Source organism: Luteitalea sp. (genome assembly GCA_009377605.1).
Classification (GTDB): Bacteria; Acidobacteriota; Vicinamibacteria; order Vicinamibacterales; family Vicinamibacteraceae; genus WHTT01.
This window is the reverse complement of record WHTT01000019.1, coordinates 48,639-75,099: the sequence shown is the minus strand read 5'-3', so window position 1 is coordinate 75,099 and position 26,461 is coordinate 48,639. Positions and strand designations below refer to the sequence as shown.

Annotated in this window: 19 protein-coding genes; 10 read left to right on the top strand and 9 right to left on the bottom strand. The window is 63.5% G+C overall.

From position 1 onward, the window contains the following. The first annotated feature begins 4 nt into the window (after positions 1–4). Together GEV06_08660 and GEV06_08655 are read left to right on the top strand one after the other, a co-directional pair. On the top strand, positions 5–2,905 hold the full coding sequence (locus tag GEV06_08660; protein MPZ17968.1) for a DUF1553 domain-containing protein: 2,901 nt from the start codon (positions 5–7) through the stop codon (positions 2,903–2,905). 65 nt (positions 2,906–2,970) lie between these two features. After that, positions 2,971–4,392 (top strand): DUF1501 domain-containing protein, encoded by a 1,422-nt coding sequence (locus tag GEV06_08655; protein MPZ17967.1) that lies wholly within the window; start codon positions 2,971–2,973, stop codon positions 4,390–4,392. A gap of 25 nt (positions 4,393–4,417) precedes the next feature. Here GEV06_08655 and GEV06_08650 read toward each other — a convergent pair whose 3' ends face one another. Next, complete coding sequence (locus GEV06_08650; protein MPZ17966.1) at positions 4,418–4,939, bottom strand: PIN domain-containing protein; 522 nt, start codon at positions 4,937–4,939, stop codon at positions 4,418–4,420. Further along, the gene (locus GEV06_08645) at positions 4,927–5,178 is read right to left on the bottom strand and encodes an AbrB/MazE/SpoVT family DNA-binding domain-containing protein (GenBank protein ID MPZ17965.1); all 252 of its coding nucleotides are present in this window, start codon (positions 5,176–5,178) and stop codon (positions 4,927–4,929) included. The genes GEV06_08650 and GEV06_08645 overlap by 13 nt, the downstream gene beginning before the upstream one ends. Positions 5,179–5,228: 50 nt before the next feature. On the opposite strand from GEV06_08645, the gene GEV06_08640 reads away from it, so the two are divergent. The 6 genes from GEV06_08640 (at position 5,229) to GEV06_08615 (ending at position 17,136) form a co-directional block, all read left to right on the top strand. After that, the gene (locus GEV06_08640) at positions 5,229–7,871 is read left to right on the top strand and encodes a twin-arginine translocation pathway signal protein (GenBank protein ID MPZ17964.1); all 2,643 of its coding nucleotides are present in this window, start codon (positions 5,229–5,231) and stop codon (positions 7,869–7,871) included. A gap of 57 nt (positions 7,872–7,928) precedes the next feature. Further along, positions 7,929–8,207 (top strand): hypothetical protein, encoded by a 279-nt coding sequence (locus GEV06_08635; GenBank protein ID MPZ17963.1) that lies wholly within the window; start codon positions 7,929–7,931, stop codon positions 8,205–8,207. A 244-nt stretch (positions 8,208–8,451) separates the two neighbouring features. After that, entirely contained in the window at positions 8,452–12,033 is a 3,582-nt protein-coding gene (locus GEV06_08630) for a TonB-dependent receptor plug domain-containing protein (protein MPZ17962.1), read from the top strand. A gap of 71 nt (positions 12,034–12,104) precedes the next feature. Further along, positions 12,105–13,043 carry a hypothetical protein gene (locus GEV06_08625; GenBank protein MPZ17961.1) on the top strand — a complete coding sequence of 313 codons (939 nt, stop codon included), beginning with the start codon at positions 12,105–12,107 and terminating at the stop codon, positions 13,041–13,043. After that, a complete protein-coding gene (locus GEV06_08620; GenBank protein MPZ17960.1) occupies positions 13,040–16,195 on the top strand; it encodes a hypothetical protein in 3,156 nt (1,051 codons plus the stop codon). Before GEV06_08625 ends, GEV06_08620 begins: the two co-directional genes overlap by 4 nt. A 62-nt stretch (positions 16,196–16,257) precedes the next feature. Further along, the gene (locus GEV06_08615) at positions 16,258–17,136 is read left to right on the top strand and encodes a hypothetical protein (protein ID MPZ17959.1); all 879 of its coding nucleotides are present in this window, start codon (positions 16,258–16,260) and stop codon (positions 17,134–17,136) included. Between the two features lie 23 nt (positions 17,137–17,159). On the opposite strand, the gene GEV06_08610 is transcribed toward GEV06_08615, so the two are convergent. The 5 genes from GEV06_08610 to GEV06_08590 all read right to left on the bottom strand — a co-directional run bounded on the left by GEV06_08610 (position 17,160) and on the right by GEV06_08590 (position 21,106). Then, positions 17,160–17,606, bottom strand: a complete 447-nt coding sequence (locus GEV06_08610; GenBank protein MPZ17958.1) for an RES domain-containing protein — start codon at positions 17,604–17,606, stop codon at positions 17,160–17,162. Continuing rightward, positions 17,603–18,154, bottom strand: a complete 552-nt coding sequence (locus tag GEV06_08605; protein MPZ17957.1) for a DUF2384 domain-containing protein — start codon at positions 18,152–18,154, stop codon at positions 17,603–17,605. Before GEV06_08605 ends, GEV06_08610 begins: the two co-directional genes overlap by 4 nt. Positions 18,155–18,332: 178 nt before the next feature. Then, on the bottom strand, positions 18,333–19,850 hold the full coding sequence (locus GEV06_08600; protein ID MPZ17956.1) for a hypothetical protein: 1,518 nt from the start codon (positions 19,848–19,850) through the stop codon (positions 18,333–18,335). Then, positions 19,840–20,505 (bottom strand): hypothetical protein, encoded by a 666-nt coding sequence (locus tag GEV06_08595; protein ID MPZ17955.1) that lies wholly within the window; start codon positions 20,503–20,505, stop codon positions 19,840–19,842. The genes GEV06_08600 and GEV06_08595 overlap by 11 nt, the downstream gene beginning before the upstream one ends. A gap of 1 nt (position 20,506) precedes the next feature. Continuing rightward, positions 20,507–21,106, bottom strand: coding sequence for a sigma-70 family RNA polymerase sigma factor (locus GEV06_08590; GenBank protein ID MPZ17954.1), 600 nt, complete (start codon positions 21,104–21,106; stop codon positions 20,507–20,509). Between the two features lie 103 nt (positions 21,107–21,209). Here GEV06_08590 and GEV06_08585 point away from each other — a divergent pair, with 103 nt between their 5' ends. Next, entirely contained in the window at positions 21,210–21,641 is a 432-nt protein-coding gene (locus GEV06_08585) for a cytidine deaminase (GenBank protein MPZ17953.1), read from the top strand. Here the strand turns inward: GEV06_08585 and GEV06_08580 are convergent. Further along, positions 21,638–23,011, bottom strand: a complete 1,374-nt coding sequence (locus tag GEV06_08580; protein ID MPZ17952.1) for a hypothetical protein — start codon at positions 23,009–23,011, stop codon at positions 21,638–21,640. The genes GEV06_08585 and GEV06_08580 overlap by 4 nt on opposite strands. Then, positions 23,008–23,991, bottom strand: coding sequence for a glycosyltransferase (locus tag GEV06_08575; GenBank protein MPZ17951.1), 984 nt, complete (start codon positions 23,989–23,991; stop codon positions 23,008–23,010). Before GEV06_08575 ends, GEV06_08580 begins: the two co-directional genes overlap by 4 nt. A gap of 180 nt (positions 23,992–24,171) precedes the next feature. Between GEV06_08575 and GEV06_08570 the strand changes: the two genes are divergently transcribed. Next, a complete protein-coding gene (locus tag GEV06_08570) occupies positions 24,172–26,460 on the top strand; it encodes a hypothetical protein (GenBank protein ID MPZ17950.1) in 2,289 nt (762 codons plus the stop codon). Position 26,461 lies beyond the last annotated feature (1 nt).

Here is a 26,461-nt window from a genome sequence, read left to right as displayed (position 1 = left end):
CTCTATGCTTCCGGACTTTGGCTCAGAGTTCTGGCTGTGGCAACTGATCGGCAAGCTGCATCCGCTCGCGGTGCACTTTCCGATCGGCCTTCTCGTCACGGTTCTCTTCCTCGAAGCGCTGACGCTCGGCGGAAAGCGGACGGAGTTGCGGACCGGGATCCGCTGGCTCGTCTACATCGGGGCGGGGAGTGCCCTGATGGCGGCCGCGCAGGGTTGGATGCTTGCTGCAGGTGGCGACTACGGCAGCAACATTGTCGAGTATCACCGGTGGATTGGCACGAGCACGGCAGTGCTGGCGTTGGGGACGGCATCTTTGCTGTACCGCGCACAGCGGACAGGGTGGAAAAGCGACCTCAACGCCTACCGAACAGTCCTTGCGCTCAGCGTGATGTGCCTGACGATCGCCGGGCATTTTGGCGCCATGCTGACCCACGGCCGGGACTATCTCACCGGCGCGCTTCCATGGAACCAGGCGCCTTCCGACCGGGCGCCTGCCCGCGAGACTGCCGAGCTGCTCGCCAGCTTGGCCGAGGTACAGAAGGTCGGCACGGCGTCGACGGAACAGTTGGACCGTCTCAACCTCGCCGTCCGCGGCGTGTTTGCGCACAACTGTTTCGAGTGCCACAGCTCCGACAAACAGGAGAACGGGCTCAGGCTGGACAACCGGGAAGCCGTCATGCGCGGCGGTGATGGGGGCCCAATCCTCGTGGCCGGCCAGGCCGATCAGAGCGAGATCATGCGGCGGCTGCTCTTGCCGCGAGACGATGACGAAGCGATGCCATCCGAAGGCCGCTCCATCGCGCCGGAAGAAATCGAGCTCATCGGAGCGTGGATCGATCTGGGAGCGCACTGGGCGGACGGCGACACCAAGACGTTCCGTGAAGCGGAGCTGAAGCCCAGGACGCCGGAGGTTCCACCAGGCCCGCCTCACCTGCGCCACCCGCTCGATCGGCTCGTGTACGCGTACTTGCAACAGAACGACATCGAGTGGCCCAAACCGGTAAGTGACGAGCTGTTCATTCGCCGAGTGTACGTCGATGTCATCGGTCTGCTTCCGGAGTTCAGCGAGGTCGAGGCCTTCGTGGCCGATCGCCGCCCCAACAAGCGCGTCGAGCTCATCGATCGACTCCTCGCGCGCGAGGCTGACTACGCACAACACTGGCTGACCTTCTGGAATGATCTGCTGCGAAACGACTACGCCGGCTCTGGATACATCGATGGGGGCCGCGTCCAGATCACAGAGTGGCTGTACGACGCCCTGGTGAGCAACAAGCGTTACGACGAGATGATCCAACAGCTCATGTCACCGGATGAATCATCCGAAGGCTTTATCAAGGGCATTCAGTGGCGCGGCGCGGTCAACGCCAGCCAGCGTACCGAGATGCAAGCCGCGCAAAACATCTCGCAGTCACTCATGGGACTGAACCTCAAGTGCGCCTCGTGTCACAACAGCTTTGTGAGCAACTTGACGCTGGACCAGGCCTACGCGTTTGCCAATATCTTTGCCGAGTCCGATCTGGAAATCGCGCGCTGCGATATTCCGACCGGGAAGATGGCACGCACCGGTTTCATCTATCCCGAGCTCGGTGAGGTCGACGGGACGCTGCCCAAAGAAGAGCGATTGGAACAGTTGGCAGCCGCCCTCGTCAACCCGAAGAACGGACGGCTCTATCGCACCATTGCCAACCGGTACTGGAAGCTGCTTTTCGGCCGAGGCCTCGTCGAGCCGGCCGATGAACTGGACAACCTCCCCTGGAGCCAGGACGTGCTGGACTGGCTGGCCACGGACCTGATGGAACATCAATATGACTTGAAGCATCTCTTGCGGACAATTCTCACGTCCCAGGCCTATCAGTTTCCATCCGTCGGGCTGAAGGATGCCGCAGATGCGACATCGGAAGACTTCATCTTTCACGGTCCGCTGCCCCGGCGTCTGTCTGCAGAACAATTTGCCGACGCCCTCAGCCAGACGCTGAGCCCTGTGTATTCTTCCGTGGCGTTTGATCCTTCCGACGACGTCGGGACACAAGCGCACTGGATCTGGTTCGATGCCCGGCAGAACGGACGCCCGGCGCTGCCGGCGCCCGGCACCTATTACTTCCGCCATTCCTTCAAATTACCGGTGGGGCAGGTTGCGGAGGCGTCGCTCCTCGTTTCCGTGGATCAGGGCTTTCGGCTATTTCTCAATGGCGACTTCGTCGCCGAGGGCCGCGACTGGCGTCAGGTGCAGCGGCTCGACGTCACCGATCGGCTGAAAGCCGGGGCGAATCTCCTGGCCATTCAAGGCGAGAATGCAGGCGCCGTCCCCAATCCAGCGGGTCTCCTCCTGGATATGCGCGTGACCTTTACCGGTGGCGCGGTTCGAAACATCATCTCGAACAAGGCGTGGAAGGCTTTGGACAAGACGCCGCCGGAAGGTTGGGAGCAGACAGCGTTCGATGATCAGTCCTGGCGAGCTGTGAGAAGCTTCGGCACGGGTACGAAGAACAGACACTGGGGACGGCTGCTCGCGTTCACACACGAATCGGATGCAGACCGACCGCCGTTCGCGCGCGCGTCGCTCGTGCAGAACGATCCCTTCCTGGAAGCTCTGGGCCGCCCTGTCCGCGACAATGTCGTCACGTCACGGACGAGTGAGACCACCCTGCTCCAGGCATTGGAGCTGATGAATGGACCGTTTCTGGACGAGGCGGTGGCCCGGGGGGCACGTCACTGGTTGCGCCGCTATCCTTCCGCGCCGGAAGACATGGTTCAACAGATTTACATGCAGGCCTTGGGTAGGCGGCCGGTCGATCGGGAAGCGCAGACGGCGCTCGCGGCGCTAGGACCCAATCCAGACGCGGAGTCCGTGGAGGACTTACTGTGGGCTGTTGTCCTGCTGCCTGAGTACCAGATCGTTCACTAGGTAGGGACGCCTCGCCGAGGCGGCCGTCGTCTCGCCGAGGCGTCCGACAGCCAAGGAGAGCCATCATGGAAACGCGAGAAACCCGCAGATCATTTCTCAAGAATGTCGGCGCCGGTACGCTTGCGGCGATGGCGGCCACGCTCCCGAGCACGCCGTTTCTCGCCGGATGCCGCAGGCGAACGACTTCCAAGGCCGACACCGTGATTCTGCTCTGGATGGCGGGCGGCATGGCTCACACCGAGACCTTTGACCCGAAGCTCTACACGCCCTTCGAAAAGGGGCTGGAGAGCAACCGGCTGCTGAGCACCTTTCGATCCGCGCCGACGGTTGTCGACGGGTTGTCTTTTTCGGCGGGCCTCGAGTCCCTAGGCCGGGTGGTGGACAAAGGCACCGTTATCCGCTCCTACCGCGCCGCCGACATGGGGCACATCCTGCATTCCCGGCATCAGTACCACTGGCACACCTGCTACGAGCCGCCGCAGACCGTGGCCGCGCCGCACATCGGCGCCTGGATCGCGCGGGAGCTGGGGCCGCTCAATTCTGTGATTCCGCCGTTCATCAGCATCGGCCAGCGGTTCTCGGTCGGGGAGGCCGAGGAGCTCAAGGCGTTTCATACGGCTGGTTTTCTGGGCGCTGAGTATGGCCCGTTCTTGATTCCCGACCCTTTGGCTGGCCTCGAGAACGTGCGTCCGCCAAAAGGCATGACGCCGCGACGCTTCGAACGTCGGCAGCTGTTGTACCGTGAGCTAGTCGAGCGAAGCCCGCTGGGCGAGCAGGGCAGTGACTATCAGAAGGAGTCACTGCTCCGGTCGATGGAACGCGCCTACAGCCTGCTCGATTCGCCGGAGGCACAGGCCTTTGATCTGAGCCGCGAGCCCCGCGAGAGCTACGAGCGATACAACACCGGACGCTTCGGTCTCGGCTGTCTGCTGGCCAAGCGCCTCACGCAGCAGGGCGCGCGCTTCATCAGCGTGACCACGGAGTATGAGCCCTTCATGGGCTGGGACACGCATGAGAACGGCCATACCCGGACCGTGCAGCTCAAGAAGACGATTGACAGGCCGGTGGCGCAGCTCCTCGAGGACCTGGATGAAACCGGTCACCTGGACCGCACGCTGATCGTGCTGGCCAGCGAGTTCAGCCGCGACATGTTGGTCGAGGGGCGCCCGGCAGCCAAGGTCAAGGACCAAGTGGACGTACCGGACATCATCGAGAAGCCATCTCAGTACGGCATGCACCGGCACTTTACCGACGGCTGCTCCATGCTGATGTTTGGCGGTGGCATCAAGCGCGGTTTCGTCTACGGCAAGACAGCCGATGAGCGCCCTTGCGAGACGGTCGAGCGCCAAATCGTCATCGCGGAGGTCCATCAAACCATCTACCATGCCCTCGGCATCCCGCCGGACACCCATTACGTGGTTGAAGGTCGCCCCTTCTACACGACACCCGAGGGGACCGGGAAGCCGGTAATGGAGCTGTTTGCGTGAGATTCCAAGAAAGCGTCGTCAGCCCTCACGGCTGTTCCGTGTCATCGGTTGCTGCACGGCCGGCCGCTGCGTCTGGCGCCTCTAGCTCCTCCAGAAACTCCGCGGCGGTCTGAACCCGAATGCCATGCCGCAACAAGCTCGAGAAGTGACGACGGTTTTCGGTGAGCACGAGCTCTGCGCCCGCGACGCGTGCCGTCTCGGCAATGTGCAAGTCATAGACGCGTCCGCCAATCACGCCGTCCTGTGCGGCGGCGCGAAGGAAGGGCAGGCGAAAAGCGTCGGGCAGTCCAACCACATCAACACGGGGGAGAATCTCCTCCTCGATGAGACGCAACGCCTCGACTGGATCCAGGCGAAATTCCACCGGCAGCCGTGTTGACACCGAATAGAACTCTAGACAGCAATGCCAGGCGGTCTGACAGCGGCCAAGGCGTCCCTCGGTCAGGGCATCTATTACACGCTGTGCCGGCACATTGGGATGCTCGAGCTCGATCAGACCTGCAATCAGCAGACTGGTATCGAAGAAGATGCCATCTACCAGGGCCACCGGTTCCGTTCCTCTTCGATCAGCTCTCCTACGTCGACGGTGGGGCGAGACGCGGTGGTGGCAGTTGGTCTTGCCACCAGCCGGTTCGCTTTCCCTCGTCTGACCAGCTTCGGCCGTGGAGCCGTTCGCACCAAGCGGATACCCAGATCATCGACCTGGATATCCACCTCGCTCCCTGGGACCAATCCCGTACGCTCCCTGATGTGGGCAGGAATAACCAGACGACCTGCCTTGTCAATGGTGATCGGCATACCAACATGATACCATCGCCACTCGAGGACTGACGAGTATGGATCGACGCGACACGTTGAAAGCGCTCCTGCTGGGAGCCGTAGCTCCGGTGGCCTTTGTGAAAGAGCCGGCCAGTCATGTCACGGTCGCGCAGTCCGGCGCCACGCCAAAGCGCATGACCAGCCCGTGGCATCGCTTGCCGGACACGACATGGACGGGCGAGGCCTACTGGGCCAATCGACTCCAGGACTGGCGGGTGCGCGACGGCGCCTTGGAATGTGTGGGGCGTGGGGAGAACCGCACCGTGTCCTGTCTGACCCATCAACTTGGCAATGGCCGCCTGGGTTTCACGACCAACGTTCTGCTCACCGTTCCGGCCGAGGTGCCAGGCTCCGATCGGAATCGACTGGGCTTCAGCGTGGGCGCCAAAGGACCTTGGCCTGATTATCGCTCCGCGGCCGTCCACGGCCAGGGGCTGCAAGCGGGTGTGACCACGTCGGGCCACCTGTTCATTGGCGAGACGCTCGGTTCTCATCCGCCCCTAGAGCAGTCGCTCCTGCACGGGGGCGTCGTGCTCTCGCTCGATGTGTCGCCGCCGGTCGACGATGCGAAGGGCTATTCGATGGTTCTCGAGGCGCGCGATGCCGCTTCGGAACGCGTCTTGGCTTCGATGCAGGAGCGTGTGGCCGACAATCACCGCCTGGAGGGAAACGTTGCGCTGCTGAGCCACTATGAGCCCGCCTCCCCGGACGAGACCGATCAGGTCACGGCGCAGTTCTCGCGCTGGACACTCGAAGGCGAGAAGCTGACAGCCGGCGAGGGCCAAACGTTCGGCCCGATCTACTTCGCGCAATATACGCTGGAACAGGAGCGCCTCAAGCTGACCGCTCAGCTCGCACCGCTCGACCTCCCGGAGTCGCATCGAGTTCATCTCGAGGTCGAGCGAGACGGGCAATGGGATCCTGTGGCCACGGCAGCCCTCGCGTACCCGTCGAGAACCGCGCAGTTCCGATTGGACGACTGGGACGGGACGCGTGCCTGGCCGTACCGCGTGCGGCTCGAGCTGCCGCTCCGCGACGATTCGACGGAAACCTACACATACCAAGGCACGATTGCCGCAGAGCCAACGAGCGAGGCACGCTTGAGAGCGCTCGTCTTCAGTTGCAACCACGACGCGGCCTTTCCCGATCAGGACATCGTCGATCACGCGTCGCAACACGACGTGGACCTCGTCATGTTCCTGGGCGATCAGTTCTATGAAGCGAACGGCGGCTTCGGCATTCAAATGGCACCACTACCGAGCGCGTGCCTGGACTACTTGCGCAAGTGGTATCAGTTCGGCTGGTCGTACCGCGAGTTCTTTCGCCGCCGGCCAATGATCTGCCTGCCGGACGACCACGACGTCTTTCACGGCAACGTATGGGGAGAAGGCGGCAAAGCGACGATTGCCGAAGGTAACGCCCAGACACGGCAGGACACGGGGGGCTACAAGATGCCGCCGGAATGGGTGAACCTCGTGATGACGACGCAGACGAGCCACATGCCGGACGCGTACGACACCACGGACGTGAAGCAGGGGATCCACGTCTTCTACGCCGACTGGAAGTATGCGGGGATCAGCTTCGGTGTCATCGAAGACCGAAAGTTCAAGTCCGCGCCGAAGAACGTCCTGCCGAGGGTGGCAAAGGTCTGGAATGGGTACGCGGAGAACCAGGCGTTTGACCTTGCCGCCCACGTCTCTCCCGAGGCGCAGTTGCTCGGCCAGCGCCAGCTCGACTTCCTCGACGCCTGGGTGAGGGACTGGCGGCACGGCACCGAGATGAAAGTTGTAGTCTCGGCGACGGCGTTTTGCACGCTCCAGACGCTTCCGACGGGCACGCTCAACGATCAGGTGACGCCCAAGTTACCGGTTCCCGGCGCGGGCGAGTACGTCGACGACGATGAGCCAACCAAAGACATGGATTCGAACGGTTGGCCGCAGAATCGGCGCGACGAAGCGCTGCGCCTGATCCGCAAGGGTTTCGCCTTCCATCTCGCGGGGGACCAGCACCTGGCGAGCGTGGTGCAATACGGCGTCGACGACTGGAAGGATGCGGGCGTGGTCTTCACCGTGCCGGCGACCTGCAGCATCTGGCCGCGCCGTTGGTGGCCGCCCGTGGGCCCAGACCATGAGCCCCTTCCCGGACAGCCGCGCTACACGGGCAATTTCAAGGACGGGTTCGGCAATCACATGACGGTTTATGCTGCGGCGAACCCAGTGCGAACGGGCCTCACGCCGCCGACGGTCTTCGACCGCGCGACGGGTTATGGCGTTGTCACGTTCGACAAGGCGACTCGCGAGGTCAGGATGGAATGCTGGCCGCGCCAGGTCGATCCCGCGAAGCAGCCGAACGGTCAGTATCGCGGCTGGCCGCTCACGTTCAAACAGATCGACAACTACCAACCGGCGCAGCGTGCGCTGCTGCCGACGCTGGAGATCGGCGGTGTGACCGAGCCAGTGCTTAGTGTCACGAACGAAGCGAGCGGCGAGCTGGCGTACATCCTGCGGATCAAAGGTGGACGGTTTCAGCCGTTCGTGCCTGCAGCGGGCGCGTCCTACACGGTCATGGTCGAGGATCCGGATGCCGGCCGCTCGAAGACACTCACCGGCCTGGTCGGTCGCACGGACAACGCGGAGACCATCGTGGTGGAGCTCACTTGAATGGACACTCGTAGTGCAGGCCTTTAGGCCTGCCCGCGGTCAACTGCGCTAGCGACCATGGCCATCGGAACGAAGACATTTTCAGACATCTCACGCGCGACGTTCGAGCACATCAAGAATGACCTTCGCTCTCTCGGCGTGAACGTGCCGAGTGGTGACGACTGCATCATCGAGCATCGTGGCGCACGTGGATCGCTCGCGTACTCAGAAGCCACCGGTCGTCTCGAAGTGAGCATTCTCGAGAAACCTCTCTTCGTGCCCGAGAGTGCCGTGTGGGCTCTGCTCGACCGCGCGATGCAGCGCTACGGTGCCCCGGCTCCCGATAGCGACGTCTAGCAGCGACCCCTTCAAGGCAAATGACCACGGTCGCACCCCCGCGACAGCGGCGAGGTCCATCGGCGCCGCATCCAACCTGACAGGTTTGTCCACATTTCTATATTGGATGTGGCTGGACAAGTCCAAAAACGGATACTCGTATCCGGACCTCATCAGAAGCTCAGCCTAAATAGGGTATTCACGACACTTTCGCTTGACGCGAGCATGGTTGCGATAGTACAACCCGCCACTGTCGCTTTACCAGATGCGCCATTTGGATGAATCAGACCAATCCACTTGGTGCTCCGAGAATGACGTGGCGGTCACCGTCGGACAGGCGGGTGGCTGTGCTGGGGGAGGAGGCTCCATGCAGGTTGTGCGCTCACGCTGGGTTCAGCTGACTACGCTGGCGTTGGTCCTGGCTCTGCCAGTCAGCCTTCACGCGCAGCTCACATCCGGGTCGATCGCTGGCCGCGTCGTCGACGAAACGGGAGGCGTTCTTCCTGGCGCGACTGTGACGCTGCTCGACGAGCGGAGCGGCGACACGCGGTCGTCAGTGACGAGCGAGACGGGGGAGTTCCTCTTTCCCGCGCTTCAGCCCGCGACGTACACGCTGACGATCGAGCTCGACAGCTTTGCCCCCTATCAGCTGAACAGTCTGGTGCTGCCTGCCGGCGAGACGCTGTCGCTCGGCGGCATCGAGCTGAAGGCAGGCGGTCTGACCGAGACCGTGAACGTGACCGCCGAGGGAAGCTTCGTGCAGACGCGCAGCTCGGAGCGCTCGGCCCTGCTCGACTCGACGCAGATGCAGATGCTCTCGGCGCGCGGCCGAGACCCAATGGAGATCGTCCAGACATTGCCCGGCGTGCAGTACCGCGGACCAAGCGAGTCCGCCGGGTCGGGTCTTGGCACCAGCGCGCCGAGCATCGGCGGCAACCGCAACACGTGGAACACCATGGCCGTCGACGGTCTCGTTGGCAACGACCTCGGCAGCCCACAAGATTTCAGCAGCACCGTGAGCTTCGATGCCATCAGTGAGATCAGGGTGCAGCTCAATAACTATCAGGCCGAGCACGGTCGGAACGCCGGCGCGCTGGTCAGCATCGTCACCAAGTCGGGCACGCGCGATTTCACAGGCAGCGCCTACTGGTACAAGCGCAACGAGGCGCTGAACGCGAACAGCTTCTTCAACAACAAGAACGATGTGGAGAAGCCGCTCTACCGCTACGACACGGCGGGCTTCACGCTCGGTGGGCCCGTCGCTGTCCCGGGGTGGTTCAACCAGGACCGGCGAAAACTCTTCTTCTTCTACTCCTTCGAGAACGCCGACATCGAGAATCCGCAGGGCCTCCGGCAGGTCACGACACCAACCGAGCGCGAGCGGCAGGGCGACTTCTCACAGACGCACAACCTCGACGGCCAACTCATGGTCATCCGCGATCCGCTCACGGGAGAGCCGTTTCCAGGCAACCGCATACCGGCCGATCGTCTCGAGTCGAACGGTCAGGCTTTGCTCGGTGTGCTGCCCATGCCGAATCGACTCGACCGTGGCTTGACGGAGGGCAAGTACAACTACGTGTTCCAGGAGAGCGTCGAGGTACCGAAGCGACAGCACCTCGCTCGGGTGGACTATCGGCCGAACGAGAAGGATGCGATGTACGTCCGGTATCTGGACTGGTTCGCGGACAACAAGGGCTTTGCCGTGCCGGCCGGCGCGTCCAACTGGGGCCTCGTCGGCGCCCACTACACGTTCCGCGACAGAGGGGCGGTTGGCAACTACACGCGCATCCTGTCGTCGAGCCTCGTCAACGAGGTGACGTTTGGCGGCCGATACAGCACTGAAGACGGCCCGGTCTTGAGCGCGGACGGGCTCGAGCGCGTCACGCGACAATTCACGGGCTTCGATCTGGGACAATTCAATCCGGAGCTGAACCCGCTCGACATTGTCCCGCGCGCCAGCTTCGGCGGCATCGAGTCGCCGGCGAACATCTCATACGACGGACGTTTCCCGTTGACGGGCGCCGACACGTTCCTGAACCTGGCCAACACGCTCACGTGGACGCGTGGCGCTCACACCATCAAGACGGGCGTTTACGCGGAGTGGGTGAGAAACCAGGAAGGGCACACCGGCGAGTTCGCCGGCTCCTTCGACTTTGGGCGAAATACGAACAACCCGCTCGACACTGGTCACCCGTACGCCAATGCCCTCCTTGGTGTGTTCAACAGCTATGCAGAGTCGACGACGCGACCACCCGGTGACGGCACGGCGAACATGATCGAGTGGTTCGCACAGGACACCTGGCGCCTTCCACGTGTGACGCTCGACTACGGGGTACGCTTTGCCTACTACACGCACTATGTCGCACGCGCTGGTCTTGGGGCAGCCTTTGCGCTCGAGCGGTACGATCCGGACGCCGCGCCGCCGCTGTTCGAGCCGGCTCTGCTCGACGGCCGGCGTGTCGGACGCAACCCGGTGACGGGTGAGTTCGTTCCAGTGGGCTTGATTGGCGGGCTGGTGCCTGGCAGTGGTGATCCGGTGAACGGGATGGTCACGAGCGACGACCCCAGCTATCCGGACAGCTTCATGGACCAGCCCAGCGTGCTCGCAGAACCGCGCGTCGGCTTTTCGTGGGATGTGAACGGTGACGGCCAGACGGCGGTTCGCGGTGGCTTCGGCATCTTCCACAACATGCGGAACACGGGCAACCGCGTCTGGGCCGCCTCTCGCAATCCGCCCATCCAGTTTACGCCGTCGATCCCGAACAGCACGTTCGACGACCTGCTCGAGTTCCAGTCGGGCGGCGTCCTCTTTCCGAGTGGCGTCCAGGGTTTCGAACGGGACATACGGACGCCCGTCCTGTACAGCTTCACCCTTGGCGTGCAGCGCGACATCGGTTGGAACACGGTCGTCGATGCTGCGTACGTCGGCAGCCGCGGGGAGCGCTTGCCCCAGTCGCGCAGCATCAACAACGTGCCCTACGGCGCGCGTTTTCTGTCGGCGAACCAGGATGTCACCACGGGTACACCGCTCTCTGACAATTTCTACCGGCCGTTTCCTGGCTACGCCGGCATCACCTTCTACGAGAACTCCGGCGAGTCGAACTACGATGCCTTGCAGGTGCAGGTGAACCGCCGATTCACGCAGGGATTCCAGTTTGGCGTAGCATACACACTGTCGCGGTCGCGCGATATGGGATCGGGCGATGGCGCGGGGCTGCCCTTGTATCAGGACGCAAGGGACTGGTCGTATAGTCTCTCCGGATACGACCAGACCCACGTGGCCGTCATCAACTACACTTGGGATCTACCGCGCGCGAGCCGTCTGTGGAACAACGTTCTCGTCGCCGCGCTGCTCGACAACTGGCAGCTCTCGGGGATCACGGCGTTCGCGAGCGGGACGCCGACCGGCGTGGGGTTCTCGACAACCGATGAGGCCGACATTGCGGGCGGCGGCGATGGGACCCGTATCGGCGTCACGGGTGATCCTCGGTTGTCGAGCGGCGAGCGCAGCCTCGAAAGCTGGTTCGACACGTCCGTCTTTCGTCGTCCGGAAAAAGGAGAGGTGCCGCCGCGCAGCGAGCACGGCAACCAGCGCCGCGACATCATCCGCAATCCCGGCTGGCACAACTGGGACCTGACGCTCTTCAAGAACATCCCATTTGGCGACCGCCGTGCGTTGCAGCTGCGCTGGGAAGTGTACAACCTGTTCAATCATACGCAGTTCTCGAGTATTGACACCGGGGCGGACTTCGACGAGGAGGGCAACCAGGTGAACGAGCGTTTCGGAGAAGTCACCGGCACCCGGCAGCCACGCGTCATGCAGGCGTCATTGAGGTTCTCGTGGTGAAACGAAAAAGGGGACGGACCCCTTTTTCTGGTGATCGCAGGACGAGAAAGGGGCCTGTCCCCTTTTTCCCGATGCTCGCCTGCGCGGTGCTGATGGCGTCGTCGATCGCCGGAGCCCAGGCTCAACCCCACGCTCTGGAGCTTCGCAAAGGTGACCGCATCATCTTGCTCGGCAACACGCAGGCGGAGCGCATGCAACATTTCAACTATTTCGAAACGTTGCTCATGACGCGCTTTCCGGAGCTCGAGCTCACGATGCGCAATCTCGGATGGAGCGCGGATACGATCACGCTTCAGCCGCGGCCGCTGAACTTCCCCGCTGCACCGACGCATCTCGAGGAGCAGAAGGCGGATGTCATCCTCGCGTTCTTTGGCGTGAACGAATCCTTCGAGGGAGACGCCGGTCTCCCAACGTTCGAGCGCGATCTCGATGCGTACGTAAAGGAACATCTACAACGTTCGTACAACGGCACATCAGCGCCACGCGTGGTGCTGGTTTCTCCTATTGCGCACGAGCGACTGCCGCGCCTCGAGCAGGTCGACGTCGCGAGCCGCAACCGGGACCTTGCCAGCTATACGGAGGTGATGCGGCGGGTCGCGGTGCGGAACGGCGTCATGTTCGCCGATCTGTTCACGCCAACCAAGCGTCTGATCGAGCAGGCCGCCGCGCCGTTGACGATCAACGGCATTCACCTCAACGAGAACGGCCACCGGCTCGTCGCGGGCATCTTGATGGAGGCGCTGGGGCTTGGCCCGGACCACATGCGCCCGGCGAGCGGCGCGCAACTGGAGCAACTCGAGGCGTTGCGGGGAGTGGTCCGCGAGAAGAACCAGCAGTTCTTCTACCGCTGGCGGCCGGTGAACGCCGAATATGTCGTGGGCCGCCGCGTGGATCCGTTTGGCTCGGTCAACTTCCCACCAGAGATGACGAAGCTCGACCGCATGGTGGAAGAGCTCGACCGAGAAATCTGGAGGAGCGCCGAGGCGCTCGAGGGTATACGCTATCCATGAGCCCCGTGTATTCTTCGTGCCCTTCGCGTCCTTCGTGGTTGACCCTTCGTGTTCTTCGTGTCCTTCGTGGTGTGCCTTTCTTCGTGCTCTTCACCTTCTTCGTGTCCTTCATCGTGCCCACGGGCAGCGCCCAAGAGCAGAGCACTGAACCGAATCGCGGCGGTGAGATCGACCTCGCGTCGATGGATCCGGAAGTGGCGCTGCAACGGCTGAAGGTGGCCGACGGCTACGAGGTCAACCTGTTCGCGTCGGAGCAGGACTTTCCAGAGCTCGCCAATGCGATCGCCTTGACGTTCGATTCGCGCGGGCGGCTCTGGGTCATGACGTCGCCGACCTATCCGCACTACCACCCCGGCATGGCGCCGAATGACAAGCTGGTCATCCTGGAGGACAACGATGGCGACGGTCGTGCCGATAAGCGGACGGTATTTGCCGATGGCCTGTACCTCCCCATGGGATTCGAGCTTGGCGACGGCGGGGTGTACGTCTCGCAGCAGCAGAATTTCATGTTCTTGCGCGATACCGACGGCGATGATCGCGCCGATGAGCGACGCATCATCCTGCACGGATTTGGTACGGAAGATGCCCATCACAATGCGAGCGCCTTTACGTGGGGACCGGGCGGTGGGCTGTACTTCCAAGAAGGCACGTTCCTGCACACGCAGGTCGAGACACCCTACGGACCCGTCCGCGTGGAATATGGGGCCGTGCTCCGGTACGAGCCACGTACGGAGAAACTGAGCGTCTTTGTCTCGTATCCCTTCGCGAACCCCTGGGGACACGTCATCGACCGCTGGGGACAGAGCTTTGTCTCGGATGCGTCGAACGGTAACAATTATTACGGGACGGCATTCTCCGGCCATGTGAACTACCCGAAAAAGCAGAAAGAGATGGAGCAGTGGACCACCGGAACCAAGGTCCGCCCGACCGCCGGCATCGAGCTCGTCAGCAGCCGTCACTTTCCTGAGGAAGCACAAGGGAATTTTCTCCTGACAAATGTGATTGGATTTCAGGGCATCAAGCAGTACCGGGTCGAAGACAAGGGCTCGGGCTTCGTTGGGATAGAGGTGGAGGCGCTCCTGCAGGCATCGGATACCAACTTTCGCCCCATAGACCTGCAGTTCGGGCCGGACGGCGCGCTGTACGTGGTCGACTGGTTCAATCCGCTCATTGGCCACATGCAGTACTCGCTTCGCGATCCACGACGCGACCACAAGCACGGCCGCGTCTGGCGCATTACTGCCAAGGGACGTCCGGTACTGGATCCGCCTCGGATCGATGGTCAACCGATCGAAGCCCTCCTGGCGTTACTCAAGGCCCCAGAGGACCGGACTCGGTACTGGACGCGGCGTGCCCTCCGAGAGCAGCCGACGGATGCGCTCGTTGCCGCGCTCGACGACTGGGTGGCCGCTCTCGATGCCGGAGACGAGGAATACGAGCACCATCTGCTCGAGGCGTTGTGGGTGTACCAGCATCACGACGTCGTGAAGCAAGACCTGCTGAACCGCCTCCTCGAGGCAAAGGAGCTCCGGGCCCGGGCGGCGGCGGTGCGGGTGCTGCATCACTGGTACGACCGTGTAGAGCAGGCGATGGCGTTGCTGCAGCGCATGGTGCACGATCCCGCGCCGCGCGTGCGGCTCGAGGCGGTACGGGCGCTCAGCTTCATTCCGACCGTCGACGCGGCCAAGGTCGCGCTCCAAGCGCTCGAGAGCCCGATGGACTACTACTTGGAGTACGTCCTCGATTCCGCGATGACAACGTTGAAGCCGGTATGGAGGCGCGAGCTCACGGACGGCCGATCGCTGACGGCAGACCCTCGAGCGATGACCTATTTGCTCGACCAACTCGAGCCGGCCGAGCTCGCATCACTTCCCGGCAGCAAGGCGGTCTATCACGCCTTGCTCAGCCGCCCCGGCATCGAGCCGAAGGCGCGGCAAACGGCGCTGGAAGGTCTGGCTGCGCTGAACGGGACGCAGCCGCTGGCGGAGCTCACGGCCGCCATCGACCGGATCGACGGCACCGAGCCGGAGGGAGGGCGCGCCGGTCGAGAGAGCGAAGACGACCCTCGCGACGATGCTCGGGATGATCCCGATGTGAGCGACGAATTGATACGCATGTTGCTGGCCGCCGATGCCGCGGCGCTCGTTCCCATCAGGCCCCGCTTGGAGCAACTGGCCCTCCAGGGGAAGAGCGACAACGTGCGACAGGGCGCCTTTGCTGCCATTGTGCTGGCGGACGAGAGTGTGGAGCGTGCCTGGCAGCTCGCCTCCGCATCTTCACAAAGTCGCATCGACCTGCTCGAGGGCACGTCCATGCTCCAGGATCAGAGACTCCTGGCGTCCTCGTACCCACACATCACCAAGCTGTTGAACGAACAGAGCGCCTCTGGTGGCTCATCGTCGGGCGCGGCAACCAACGTGCGGGCATCCGCGATACGGGCCCTGTCGCACGTGCCCGGCCACGACGCGGAGATCTTCTCGCGCCTGGCCGGCCTCATCCGTGACGGCAGCGACCAGGCAGCCGCGATCGAGGCGATTCGCCGCAGGCCACAGGAGCGTTGGCCACGACCGCAGATAGCACCGCTCGCGCAGAGCCTTGTCGGCTACGCCGGCGAAATACCGCCGGAAGAACGAACCGACACGGCGTTCAAGCAAGCGACCGAGCTCGGTCGCCAGCTCGCCGGAGCGCTGCCGCCAGCAGACAAGGAACGGATCACTTCTGCGCTGGATACCTTGCTCGTGCGCACGATACGAATCGAGGCCGTCTCTGCGCAGATGCGATTCGACATCGAGCGCTTCAGCGTCGAGGCGGGGCAAGAAGTGGAGATTGTCTTCGTCAATCCGGACGAGATGCCGCACAACTTGCTCATCACGTCGCCCGGCGCGATGGAGACGGTCAGCCTCGAGGCTGAGGCGATGGCTGCAAAGCCGGACGCCTTTGCGAAGAGCTTCGTTCCGGACACGCCCGACGTGCTCTTTGCAACCAAGCTCATTGGCCCGAAGGAGACCGCGCGGTTGCGGTTCACTGCGCCCAGCACGCCCGACAGTTATCCGTTCGTCTGCACGTTCCCCGGCCATTGGCGCACGATGAACGGCGTGATGCAGGTCACCAGGCCGGCGGAGTCCACTGACGGGCAAGGGGCCAGGGAGTAGGGGCAGGGTCAAGGGATCAAGGGATCAAGGGGTCAAGGGGTCAAGGGGTCAAGGGGTCAAGGTTGCCACGCTATTTCTTTGTGCTGTTCGTGGTCTTCTCGTTCTTGGTGGTTGCGGTGCGTAGCGCAGAGGCACAGACCGCGCGCGCAAGGCCGCACGTGGCGTTCGTGACGGGCGATGATGAGTATCGCTCCGAGGTCACGATGCCGATGATCGCAAAGATCCTTTCCGACGAGCACGGCATGCGGACGTCCGTCGCGTACGCCAAGCCCAAGCCGCAGACCAAGGATCATATCGAGGGGCTGGAGGTGGTCGACACCGCCGATCTCATGGTGATCTTCACGCGCTTCCGGCAGCTACCGGATGCGGAGCTACAGCACATCCTCGATTTCGCGAAGTCGGGGAAACCGATGATCGGCCTGCGCACGACCACGCACGCATTCCAGTATCCCGACGGGCATCCCCATCAAGAGCTCAACGACGGCTTTGGGCGGGACGTCTTCGGTCAGCAATGGATCGTGCACCACGGTCATGAGTCCAGCACCGACGTGACCATTCATGAGGGCGGCGGCGCGCACCCCATCTTGCGAGGCGTGGGGCCGTTCCGGGCGCGCTCGTGGCTGTACCATGTGGCGCCGCTGCACGGTGACGACAACACGATTCTCCTCGATGGCACCAGCATCGACTCGAGTCAGCTGGACCGTCAGGACGAGTTCCCGCTCACCCAGCCGGTCGCCTGGACGCGCACGTACCGAGGCGCACGCGTCTTTTTCACCACGCTCGGTCACCCAGCGGACTTCGAGCAGGAATCGATGCGTCGCCTGCTCATCAACGCCATCTACTGGGCCCTTGGACGAGAGGTCCCGACGGGCGGGACAAAGGCGACCGGACCAGAGACGTACAAGGCACCGGAGCCCTTCGATTTGTCGAAGGGGGGATAGGGGAGCGGACCGGAAGTCGCGTTCTAGCCTTGAACGGTAAGCCGCCTTTCGAGTGGATAGCGGATCACGCTGCTGATACGAAGTGTGCTGGCATCGGCATGCCGGGGATTCAATAGATAGTTCGACGTCTTCGGAACAATGACGGAGGGGACTTCGAGAAGCGGTGTCGTGTGCTGCTTCAGCCAGGCATCACCGAGCGCGCGAGTCGCCCCGTAGTCAGTTCGCCAGTTGGGCGGAAGCTCGCCGCAGCGCTGAACGTTGAAATCGGACGGCGCGGTAATCTCGAGCCACTGGTAATCGGCAGGGAGGTTGCCGCGCCGGACGTGATGTACCAACATCTCGAGGAGGGCCGCAGCCGGGCTCGACGTGAGATACGTCACCGGCCGGCCTCTCGAGTGCCAGCGCCCTCCCTTACGCTTGCCGCCTTTACCACTCAGGTCGGCATGGTTGGAAATGCGCCACAGGGTCATAGGAAAATGCCTTCGTCAATGGCGACCAATTCTCCCTCCACCGCTTGGGCGCCCGCTTCGGTACGCAGGAGCTCGAGTGGTGCGTGGTCCTCGAGAGCCGGGCTAGCCTCGCGCAACCAGCGCCAGGCCTTCTCTCGATTTCCGAAAACCTCCTCCGCGAACGCCACGGCGCGGGCGAGGCGCAGGGCCTTGTCTGATTCATCCGCCGTGAGCGATTCATGACGGTTCTTTCGATGTGTGAACGTCCGTTGTGGGATGACCATGGCATGCACCTCCTGGCGCGTGAATCCTAGATCGACGAGCTGCTCGATGATCGTGAGCGGGAGGCCGCCTTCTACGAGGCGAGCAACGGCGGCGTCCGGTGATGCTGACGCGCGAGCGCTGAGCGCGCTGAGGGTCAGTTCCCGTGACGTCGGCTTATGAGGCTTTGGTGCGACACGTGGCATGGTGCCGTCTATTGTACGGCAGTTTGCCAGATTAGAGGAGGGCCGGTCCAGAGCCGTTACTGCCTCGGAATCAGCGAGGACTTCGTGTGTGGTCGTTGGCATGACATCGTCACCTTAGTGCGATAGTCGTGCCAGTCTCTCGATCCTTCGACCAGCCCGAAAATCGGCGCAGCTCGTTGCCTGACACCTGCTGCTCGGCGCGAACGTCGCAGATCTCGCCAATGGATCTTGCGCGGAGATCGCAAGATCTTCTATTCAGTGCGGGTAACAGGGGACTGGCTTAGCGTCTGGCCGCTAGCTTCTGGATTCGAATGTCGCCGTTGGTGGTGGTAGCGCGCAGACTGCACCCGCCGCTGCCGATGGTGCCGGAGAGCGATCCCTCGGCCATCGTACCGGAAGCGGTGACCGGCAGGTCGCTGCTGATTCTGCCGAACGTCACCCTCGCGTTCAGCACGTAGCTGGAATCCTCGCGCAGGCGGATGTGGATCGGCGAGAATGACGTGGCAAGCGTCAGGTCATGGCACTTCTGCGCCTGCCGCGAGGGCGCGACGTCGATGGCACCGTTCCGGTTCTTGACGTCGATCGTCCCGTCGACCTCCTTCAGCACCACGCCTCCAAATGATGTCGTAATTTGCGCCGACCCAGCCACGCTACTTGCCTCGACGCCGCCGTTGGCATTGTCGACCGTGAGCCCGCCTCGCACACCTTCGGCCCGGACCGCGCCAAAGCTGGTCTTCACGTACGCCGACCCGGCCACGTTCACCAAGCGGACGGTGCTATTGCCATTGGACACCTTGATGCCCGCCTTGAGGTCCTGCACGTCAACGGCGCCAAAGGTCGTCGTGATGCTGATGGGGCCGCCAACCTGTCTGCCTTCAACCGACGTGTTCGTCGCAGTGACAGTGAGACCCTTGCCGATATTGAAGAAGCTCAGCGTGCTGAACGACGTCTTGAGCTCGGCCTTGCCCCCAATACCGCGCGCGTCCACCGCTCCGTTTCCGTTGCTGACGATCGCATCGCCGGAAATGTCTCTCAGCTTCACGGATCCAAATGCGTTGGTGACCACTGCGGAGGCCGCGGCCGACACCTCGACCGCGCCATTGGTGTTCGTCAACGTGGCTGCGCCGCCGACGCGAGCGGCGCGCACGTCGCCGAAGCGATTGTCAATGGTGAGCGTGCCCTGAATGTCCTCGGTCCTCACGTTGCCATTGCCGCTGATGACCGACAGGTTGCCGCCAATTCGCCGGCCTTCGGTGGCGCCAAACGCGTTTTCCACCTTGTGTTCCCCGGTGCAGTCGGTGACTGCCACGCGGCCGTGCGAATTGACGAGAGTCGACTTGGCCTTGAGCGACTCCACCGTGAGGTCTCCGAACCGATTCGTCACGTCCAGGGTCATCGTCTCTGGCATGACGATCGTGTAGTCGACCGAGAACGAAAGGTCTTCCTGCTGTCGGCTCGGCTCTTCCGGGTAGTGCGTTCGCACAACGATGGAGGTTGGCGCCTCCTCCACGTCGATTCGAACGTCATCGAGCAGGGCGTCGGCATCGGCGGAGGAGCCCGCGGATACCTTGATAGCGGCGCGAATCTGCAGTTCCGAGCCGGCGTGCGCGCGGATCCGAATATCGCCGTGCCGATGATCGAGGCGGAGCGACTGACGCTGCTGGACCGTGAGCGTCCGCGTGAACTCTCGTGACGCCGTGCGACGTTGTGGAGCGCCCTCGGCCGCGACGGAGAACGCCAACGCCACTGCAACGCACAGTAATCCGCCGCCGATGCGATAGTCGACTCTAGGACGCATGTTTCTCCTGCTCCAAGATTTGCTCCAGCGTGTGTTGCTTCTGCCGATAGATGAGCAACAACTGGTTCCGGAGGTGCGCGTTGAACCGGTTCCGCTCGATTTCGGCGCGGCACTCGGCAATTGCGGCGTCGATGGTCATCAGCCGCTCATGGAGGTTCAGCAGCAGCGGAGACGCCGAGGTGTCGACGGTCGTGGCCGCCAGGCTCGACAAGCCATCGATGGCGCGCACGTACTCGGCTTCGGCACGTTCGACGTCTGCCAATGCCTGCTCGCTCAGGAGCCGCTCGCTCGTGCTCTCGCGGTCGCTCGAGGGCGCTGCGGGACGCACGAGACGCCAGCCGTACCATGCCGTGGGGACCAGAGCGAGGAGTACCAAGACCGCCACGAGCGCGCGCCACTGCGGGATCTGCCACCAGACCGCCCGGCTAGGATGTGAGCGTGGCGGTGCATCCTGAACGCGAATAGCGGACACGATCCGCGGCCACAGCGCGGGGCTCTCCCATTCGCGATGGAGTGTTCGGGCCGCAGCCGACAGATCGTTCCAGAGCTGCAGCTCCATGCGGCATCTCGGACAGCGCTCGGCATGATCCCGCGCGGCCGCGACCACTGCCGGATTCTCGGAGCCCAGCGCTTTTTCGAGCTCGTGACAGTTCACGTTACGATCCTTCACCGGCGGCCAGCGTCGCACTCCGCATTACAGCCTTGAGCTGCCGCTTGGCCTCGAACAGCCGATGCTTCGACGTGCCTTCCGGAATCCCCAACATGCCGGCAATCTCGCGATGCTTGTACCCCTCCACCTCGAACAGCAAGAACACCTCACGGTGTGCCGACGACAGACCGGCCAGCGCCCTCTGTAGCGCCAGCCGCATCGGATGATCGCCGGCTGGCGAGGGTGGGTACGACTCGGCATCCGGCGCCAGCTCTTCGTGCCACGGGCGGGCGACCCGCTGGCGGCCGATGTCGTAACAGGTGTTGAGCAAGATGCGGTAGAACCAGGTCCACACGCCCGCCTCGCCGCGAAAGCTCTGCCGCTGGCGATAGGCTCGCAGAAACGCTTCTTGGACCGCATCCTCGGCGTCAGAGACGTTCCCTAACATGTTGAATGCGAGGCTCTTCATCCTCGGCCCATGAGACTCGTAGAGAGCCTCGAAATCCGCCAGGTCGATGTACAAGCGCGCTCCGTTAGGCTCTTGGACGGCCAGGGAGGCCGAATCGTTGGGAGGAGGCCAAGCTGTCCCAATTTCGCCTTTCCGCATAGAGTAGGCGAGGGACTCACGAGCGGGCTGTTCGCGCAAGTCGATCAGCGCCGGTTCACGACAGGCGCCCTATGCCGTGCCGATGCCACAGCGGTTGTCACCGATGAAGAACCGCTTCCATAGCCGACCTGACGACGCCGCGGCCCTGATCGATACGGCGCGCCGGGCGCGTGAGTATGCCCTCGCGGCATTCTCCGGCTTCAAGGTGGGCGCCGCGTTGGAGACGGCAGACGGCGCCGTGATCACCGGCTGCAATATTGAAAACGCCAGCTATGGCCTGACCCTGTGCGCCGAGCGGGTCGCGATGTTCAAGGCGCTCTCGGAAGGACGCCGGAAGTTCGTTCGGCTCGCGATCGTGGCGGATACCGAATCACCAACCCCGCCGTGCGGCGCCTGCCGCCAGATCCTCTGGGAGTTCGGAGGAGACCTGGAGATCGTGCTGGCGAATCTCGAACGCGAGATCAGCCGGCATCGGATTGCCGACCTGCTGCCGCTTCCGTTCGACGTACGCTCCCTCGGTCGAGAACAGCGCTAGTAGTTGACGAGGCGCAGGTCCCTGAGCAACGACAAGAGCCACGAGGCTTGCCACGGGTTCGCCAGCGTGACGCTCGCGCTCGCGACCGACACGGCCAGCAACAACGTCGCAACACGACGGCCCCAGCGGCTCGACGCCCATCGGTCGAGCTCACCCATCATCGTGACGAGCCACAACGGGCCGAGCCAGAAGAACCACCGCGGCGCGCTGGTGATGCCGCCGTAATTGTGCGTCCGAACGACGTAGAACAGAAACACGACCACGGTGACCGCGAGCGTGAGGCCGCCTAGCCAGCGCTTACCACGACGCTGGACATCATCCCCATCCGGTCGGACGATCCATCGGAGCATTCCCAACCACCCGACGAGAAACAGCGGCGTCAGCGACAGAATACCGGTATGTCCCACCAGCAGATTGAGCGCGTAGACGCGCTTCGGCTCGTGGACCGCATCGATGCCGACCGGATGATTCCAGTAGGCACCGGCATAGTGATACCAGTCGGCGCGCCCATAGGTCGGGACGATGTCCCCAAAAGCCACGTACTGCGTAGCGAGATACGCGATGACCGGCAGGGCGGCATACGGCACGGCACGCGAGAGCGTGCGGCGCCAGGAGGTCGTCGACAGCCACAGGAGGGCGCCGGCCGCAAACGACGCGGCTGGAAGCTCGTTGCAGGCGGTCCAGCCGGCGAATAGACCGACTGCGGCGAATCGCCAGTTCTCCTGCCGATTCTCGAGCTGGATACGGAGCAGGTGATAGAGCGTGAACATCACGCCGGCGGCGGCGACCGTGTGGTTGTTGAGGCTGATGAGAAACGTGCTGACGAATGTGCCAAAACAGGCCGCGCTCATCACGAGACTCCGCGCCCAGGCCGTCTGCGCGTGCCGCTCGAGCACGCGGGCGAGCAGCCACAGCGACCACACGAACGGCAGCCAATTGATCGTGAGCAGGATGGTCCGCGCGACCTTGGTGCGATCGGTTGTGATTTCCCAGCCCAGCGTGTTCTTGAGGAGCCAATACTCGCCTGCCAGCAGTGTCGGCAGCAGTGTCGGCTTGCTGGAGTAGAAGCGTCCCGTCGTAGGGTTGAGGACCTGGTCGACGGTCCACCATCCCGGCTCCGACACGATCCCGACGTCGCGGTGAGTGCCGTCGTACCGGCGGCCGAATCGCCCGCCAATCGAGTACGTCCCGGTGTCGACCAGCGCACGGATGGTGGACCAGCGAGACTGGTCGTTCACAATCAGCACCGGGGGAGCGGAGAGAATCCGGGCGCCGTGGATGCCGGCAGCCACGACGAGCAGGAGTATCAGCGTCGACCCGGCGCGCTGTGCCCGCCCAGCATCCGCCGAAATGCCGTCGTCAGGTGTCATGGAAGGCCAGCGCCGCGTGGTCTCCGTTTGCGGGGCACCTCGCCAATGCGCTCCGCGACGCTGTACATATCACGCTCACGCTGGGCGTACGCTGTGACCAACGAAGCGAGCAGGCCAAGCGACGCGAGCTGCACCCCGACGATCAGCGCCGCCGCAGAGTAGGTCATGAGCGGCCGCCCATGCAAGGGAGGAATTGACGGATCCGACAGGCGAAGGATCCAGAGCACGGCGAGATAGCCCAGGCCGACGAGACCTGCCAGCAGCGCTACGAGGCCGAACGTGCCGAGCAGATGGTGTGGACGACCGCCGAAGCCGGTGAGAAACTTCACGGCTGCGAGGTCGAGCAGCCCCTTCACGCTCCGTGAGAGACCGTACTTCGACCGCCCGAACCGCCGTGGGCGATGATTGACCGGAATCTCTCCCACTCGAAAGCCTCGCGCATGCGCCAGCGCCGTGATGAAACGGTGGAGCTCACCGTAGAGCGCGACCTCGCGCAGGACCTCGCGCCGGTATGCCTTCAATCCGCAATTGTGATCGTGAAGTGAGACACCCGTGCTCCAACTCGTGATGATGTTGAACAGCTGGCTGGACACCACGCGATGCCACGGATCCTGCCGCTGACGCTTCCACCCGCTGACGAGATCGTAGCCCGTCTCCAGCGCAGCGAGCAGGCGCGGCAGATCGGCCGGGTCGTCCTGCAGATCAGCGTCCAGGGTCATGACCACCTGCCCTCGCACGGCGCGGAAGCCGGCCGAGAGCGCAGCAGCCTTTCCGAAGTTCCGTCTGAACCGAATCCCGCGGACGCGGGCGTCTCGACTGGCAATCGCGCGAATCGTCTCCCACGACCCGTCCCGGCTGCCGTCATCGACGAAGATGATCTCGATCTGGATGTCGTCACGCTCGGCGGCCGCAACCAGCTCGGCGTGCAGCTGAGTCAAGCTCTCCCGCTCGTTCCAGATCGGGACGACGACCGAGACGATGCGCCGCTGGACGCGTTGTTCCGGCATCGGGAGTGTGGACGTCTCAGGAAGGATCACGTGCGACAGCTTTCATACCCAAACCGATACGGGAATGCAAGGCGCCTTCTGAGGATAGTATGGGCTGTTCGAGGCTTTCGCGCCTTGCCAGCCCAGCCGCGTCCCGAAAGGAGCATTCATCCTATGAGAATCGCCAGCTTCCTCCTCGTTGGCGTCACGGCAATTTCCGTAACGTTATCAGCGCAACAGATAGACAGCAACACGATCGAATCCTCGTTGAGCCCTGCCGCTCGGACCGGGTGGAGTGAAGACTTCACCATCGCCGGGTTCTCGGGCCACGATGGCGGTGCGCCTGTCGTCTATGATTTCGCACGTGGCCCGGATGGCAAGGTCCTGGCAACGGGGCGCTTTCAGTGGATGGGCGACCGTCGCGTCGATCCCGTCGTGCAGCTCGATCACGATACGTGGCAGCCCGTCCGGCGAGACTGGGGCCGCGAGGTCCCGCTGATCGGGTTTTCCGCAATCGCGGTCAGCGACACCGGTGCAATCGCGCTCAGTACGTACAGCGGTCCGTTCGGCGCCGCACCTGGCGAGATCTGGATGGAGACGCAGGACGGCGCTCAGGTGATCGGACGCCTCCGCGGATCCGTGCGCTCGATGGTGTGGTTCGAGCGACAGCTCTGGGTCGCTGGGTTCTTCGTCATGGAGGACGCCGGCGTGACCAACTTGGCAGTCTGGGACGGCGCGACCTGGTCCGCTCCTCCTGGCGGGCTTGCAAACGACGCCGTGTACCGACTGTCGGTCAGCGATGACACGCTGCTGATGGCGGGTGATTTCACGAGCATCGGTGGCATTGCCGCCAGTCACGTGGCCGAGTGGAACGGCGCAGACTGGACGGCGTACGACCTCACCGAGCCCATCGAGGTCGGGCACGTCTACGCGGTGACCCGCACCGAGGCGGGCGAGCTGTTTGCGGGCGGCGCGATTTCGGGAGGTCTGGTCCGCTGGACAGGAGCGGGCTGGGAGCCTGTCAGCGGGGGCGTCTTCTTTGGAGAGTTCTACGGCGTCGTGAGCGATATGGTCATGCACCGTGGAGACCTGTACGTCACCGGCTGTTTCTCATCCGCGAACAGCATCCCGTCGGATCCTTCGTCTGTTCGCGCGGAGTCGGTGGCCCGGTGGACCGGCACTGAGTGGGAAGGCTTGGATGATGGATCCGAGCCGGTCGGCACTACATGGTTCGAGTGGGGCGTCTGCGGCTTCGAGCCGAACCAGTTCACGATCTGGGATGTAAGGTATCAGCGCTTGTTCAGCGATGGCGAGCGGGTCTACCTGGGCGGCCATCTCCCTGGAGTGGCGGGCGTTCCCTCTCAAAGCATCGTGGCATTCGACGGTCGGGAGTGGCAGGGCTTCGGCCAGAGCAACGATGGACTGTTTGGATATGCGAGTGCCGTGGCCGTCGGTGGATGGAGGCACTCCACGTATGTGCTTGGCCTGATCAGCCATGCCGGCACGGCGAGCAGGACGTCCGGCATCTTCCGTTACGACCAGGGCCCTCGCGAGGGTCGCTGGACCGCCGTGGGCGGACCGCTGCCGGAGGACCTGCGATGCTCGCAGTTGGCGGTCGACCCCTGGGAACGTGTGTTCGTGGGATGCCAGGATCCGTCAGGCCCCGGCGTGCCGGTAGTGCTGATGCTGCGCGGCGACGAGTGGGTCTCGCTCGGACCGCTGGACGTGGAAGGCACGGTATGGGACATGCGCGTCGACCGACGGGGGCGCGTGTGGCTGGCGGGAGGAGTGCGCACGGGAGACTCGTCCGGTTCCGGCTTTGTCGCACGCTGGGACTGGGACCAATTCACGGTCGTCGAGGACGGCTTCAATTCGATGGTCTTCCGAGTGGCGTTTCCGCCTGGCGGTAGTGCCAGGGAGGGCGAGGTGATCGCGGCCGGAGCATTCACGCAAATTGGGTCCGACGCGTTCGCGCGCATCGCGCGCCTCCGCGGCGGGCAGTGGGAGCCGCTCGGATCCGATCTCTCCGCAGCGGTGCTCGCGCTGGCCTGGGGAGAGGATGCCGTCTATGCCTCGACCGAGAATCCGAGCGATCCGAGCGTCGAGCACCTCCTGCTGGGCCGCTGGGACGGCACACAGTGGGAAGAAGTGGCCACGCCAGACAACGGGCTGCCTCCACCGCGCGAAGAGACCGTTCACGCGATCCGTGACCTGCTCGCGCTCGGAAGGTACGTGGTCGCCGTTGGATCGCTCTGGCCCGAGACTGGCGGACGCAACGCGTTCATCTACGACGACAGGCAACGGCGGATCGCGCCGTTGGACGGTGGCCTCAATGCCATCGGTGTGGACGAGGTGGCGCTCGGCCGGGATGGGCTGTGGTTCGGTGGCGCGATCGCCGAGGCTGGGTCTGGCGACACACGCATTCCGTCTGTTGGCGTCGCGCACTTTCGGTTGAGACCATAGG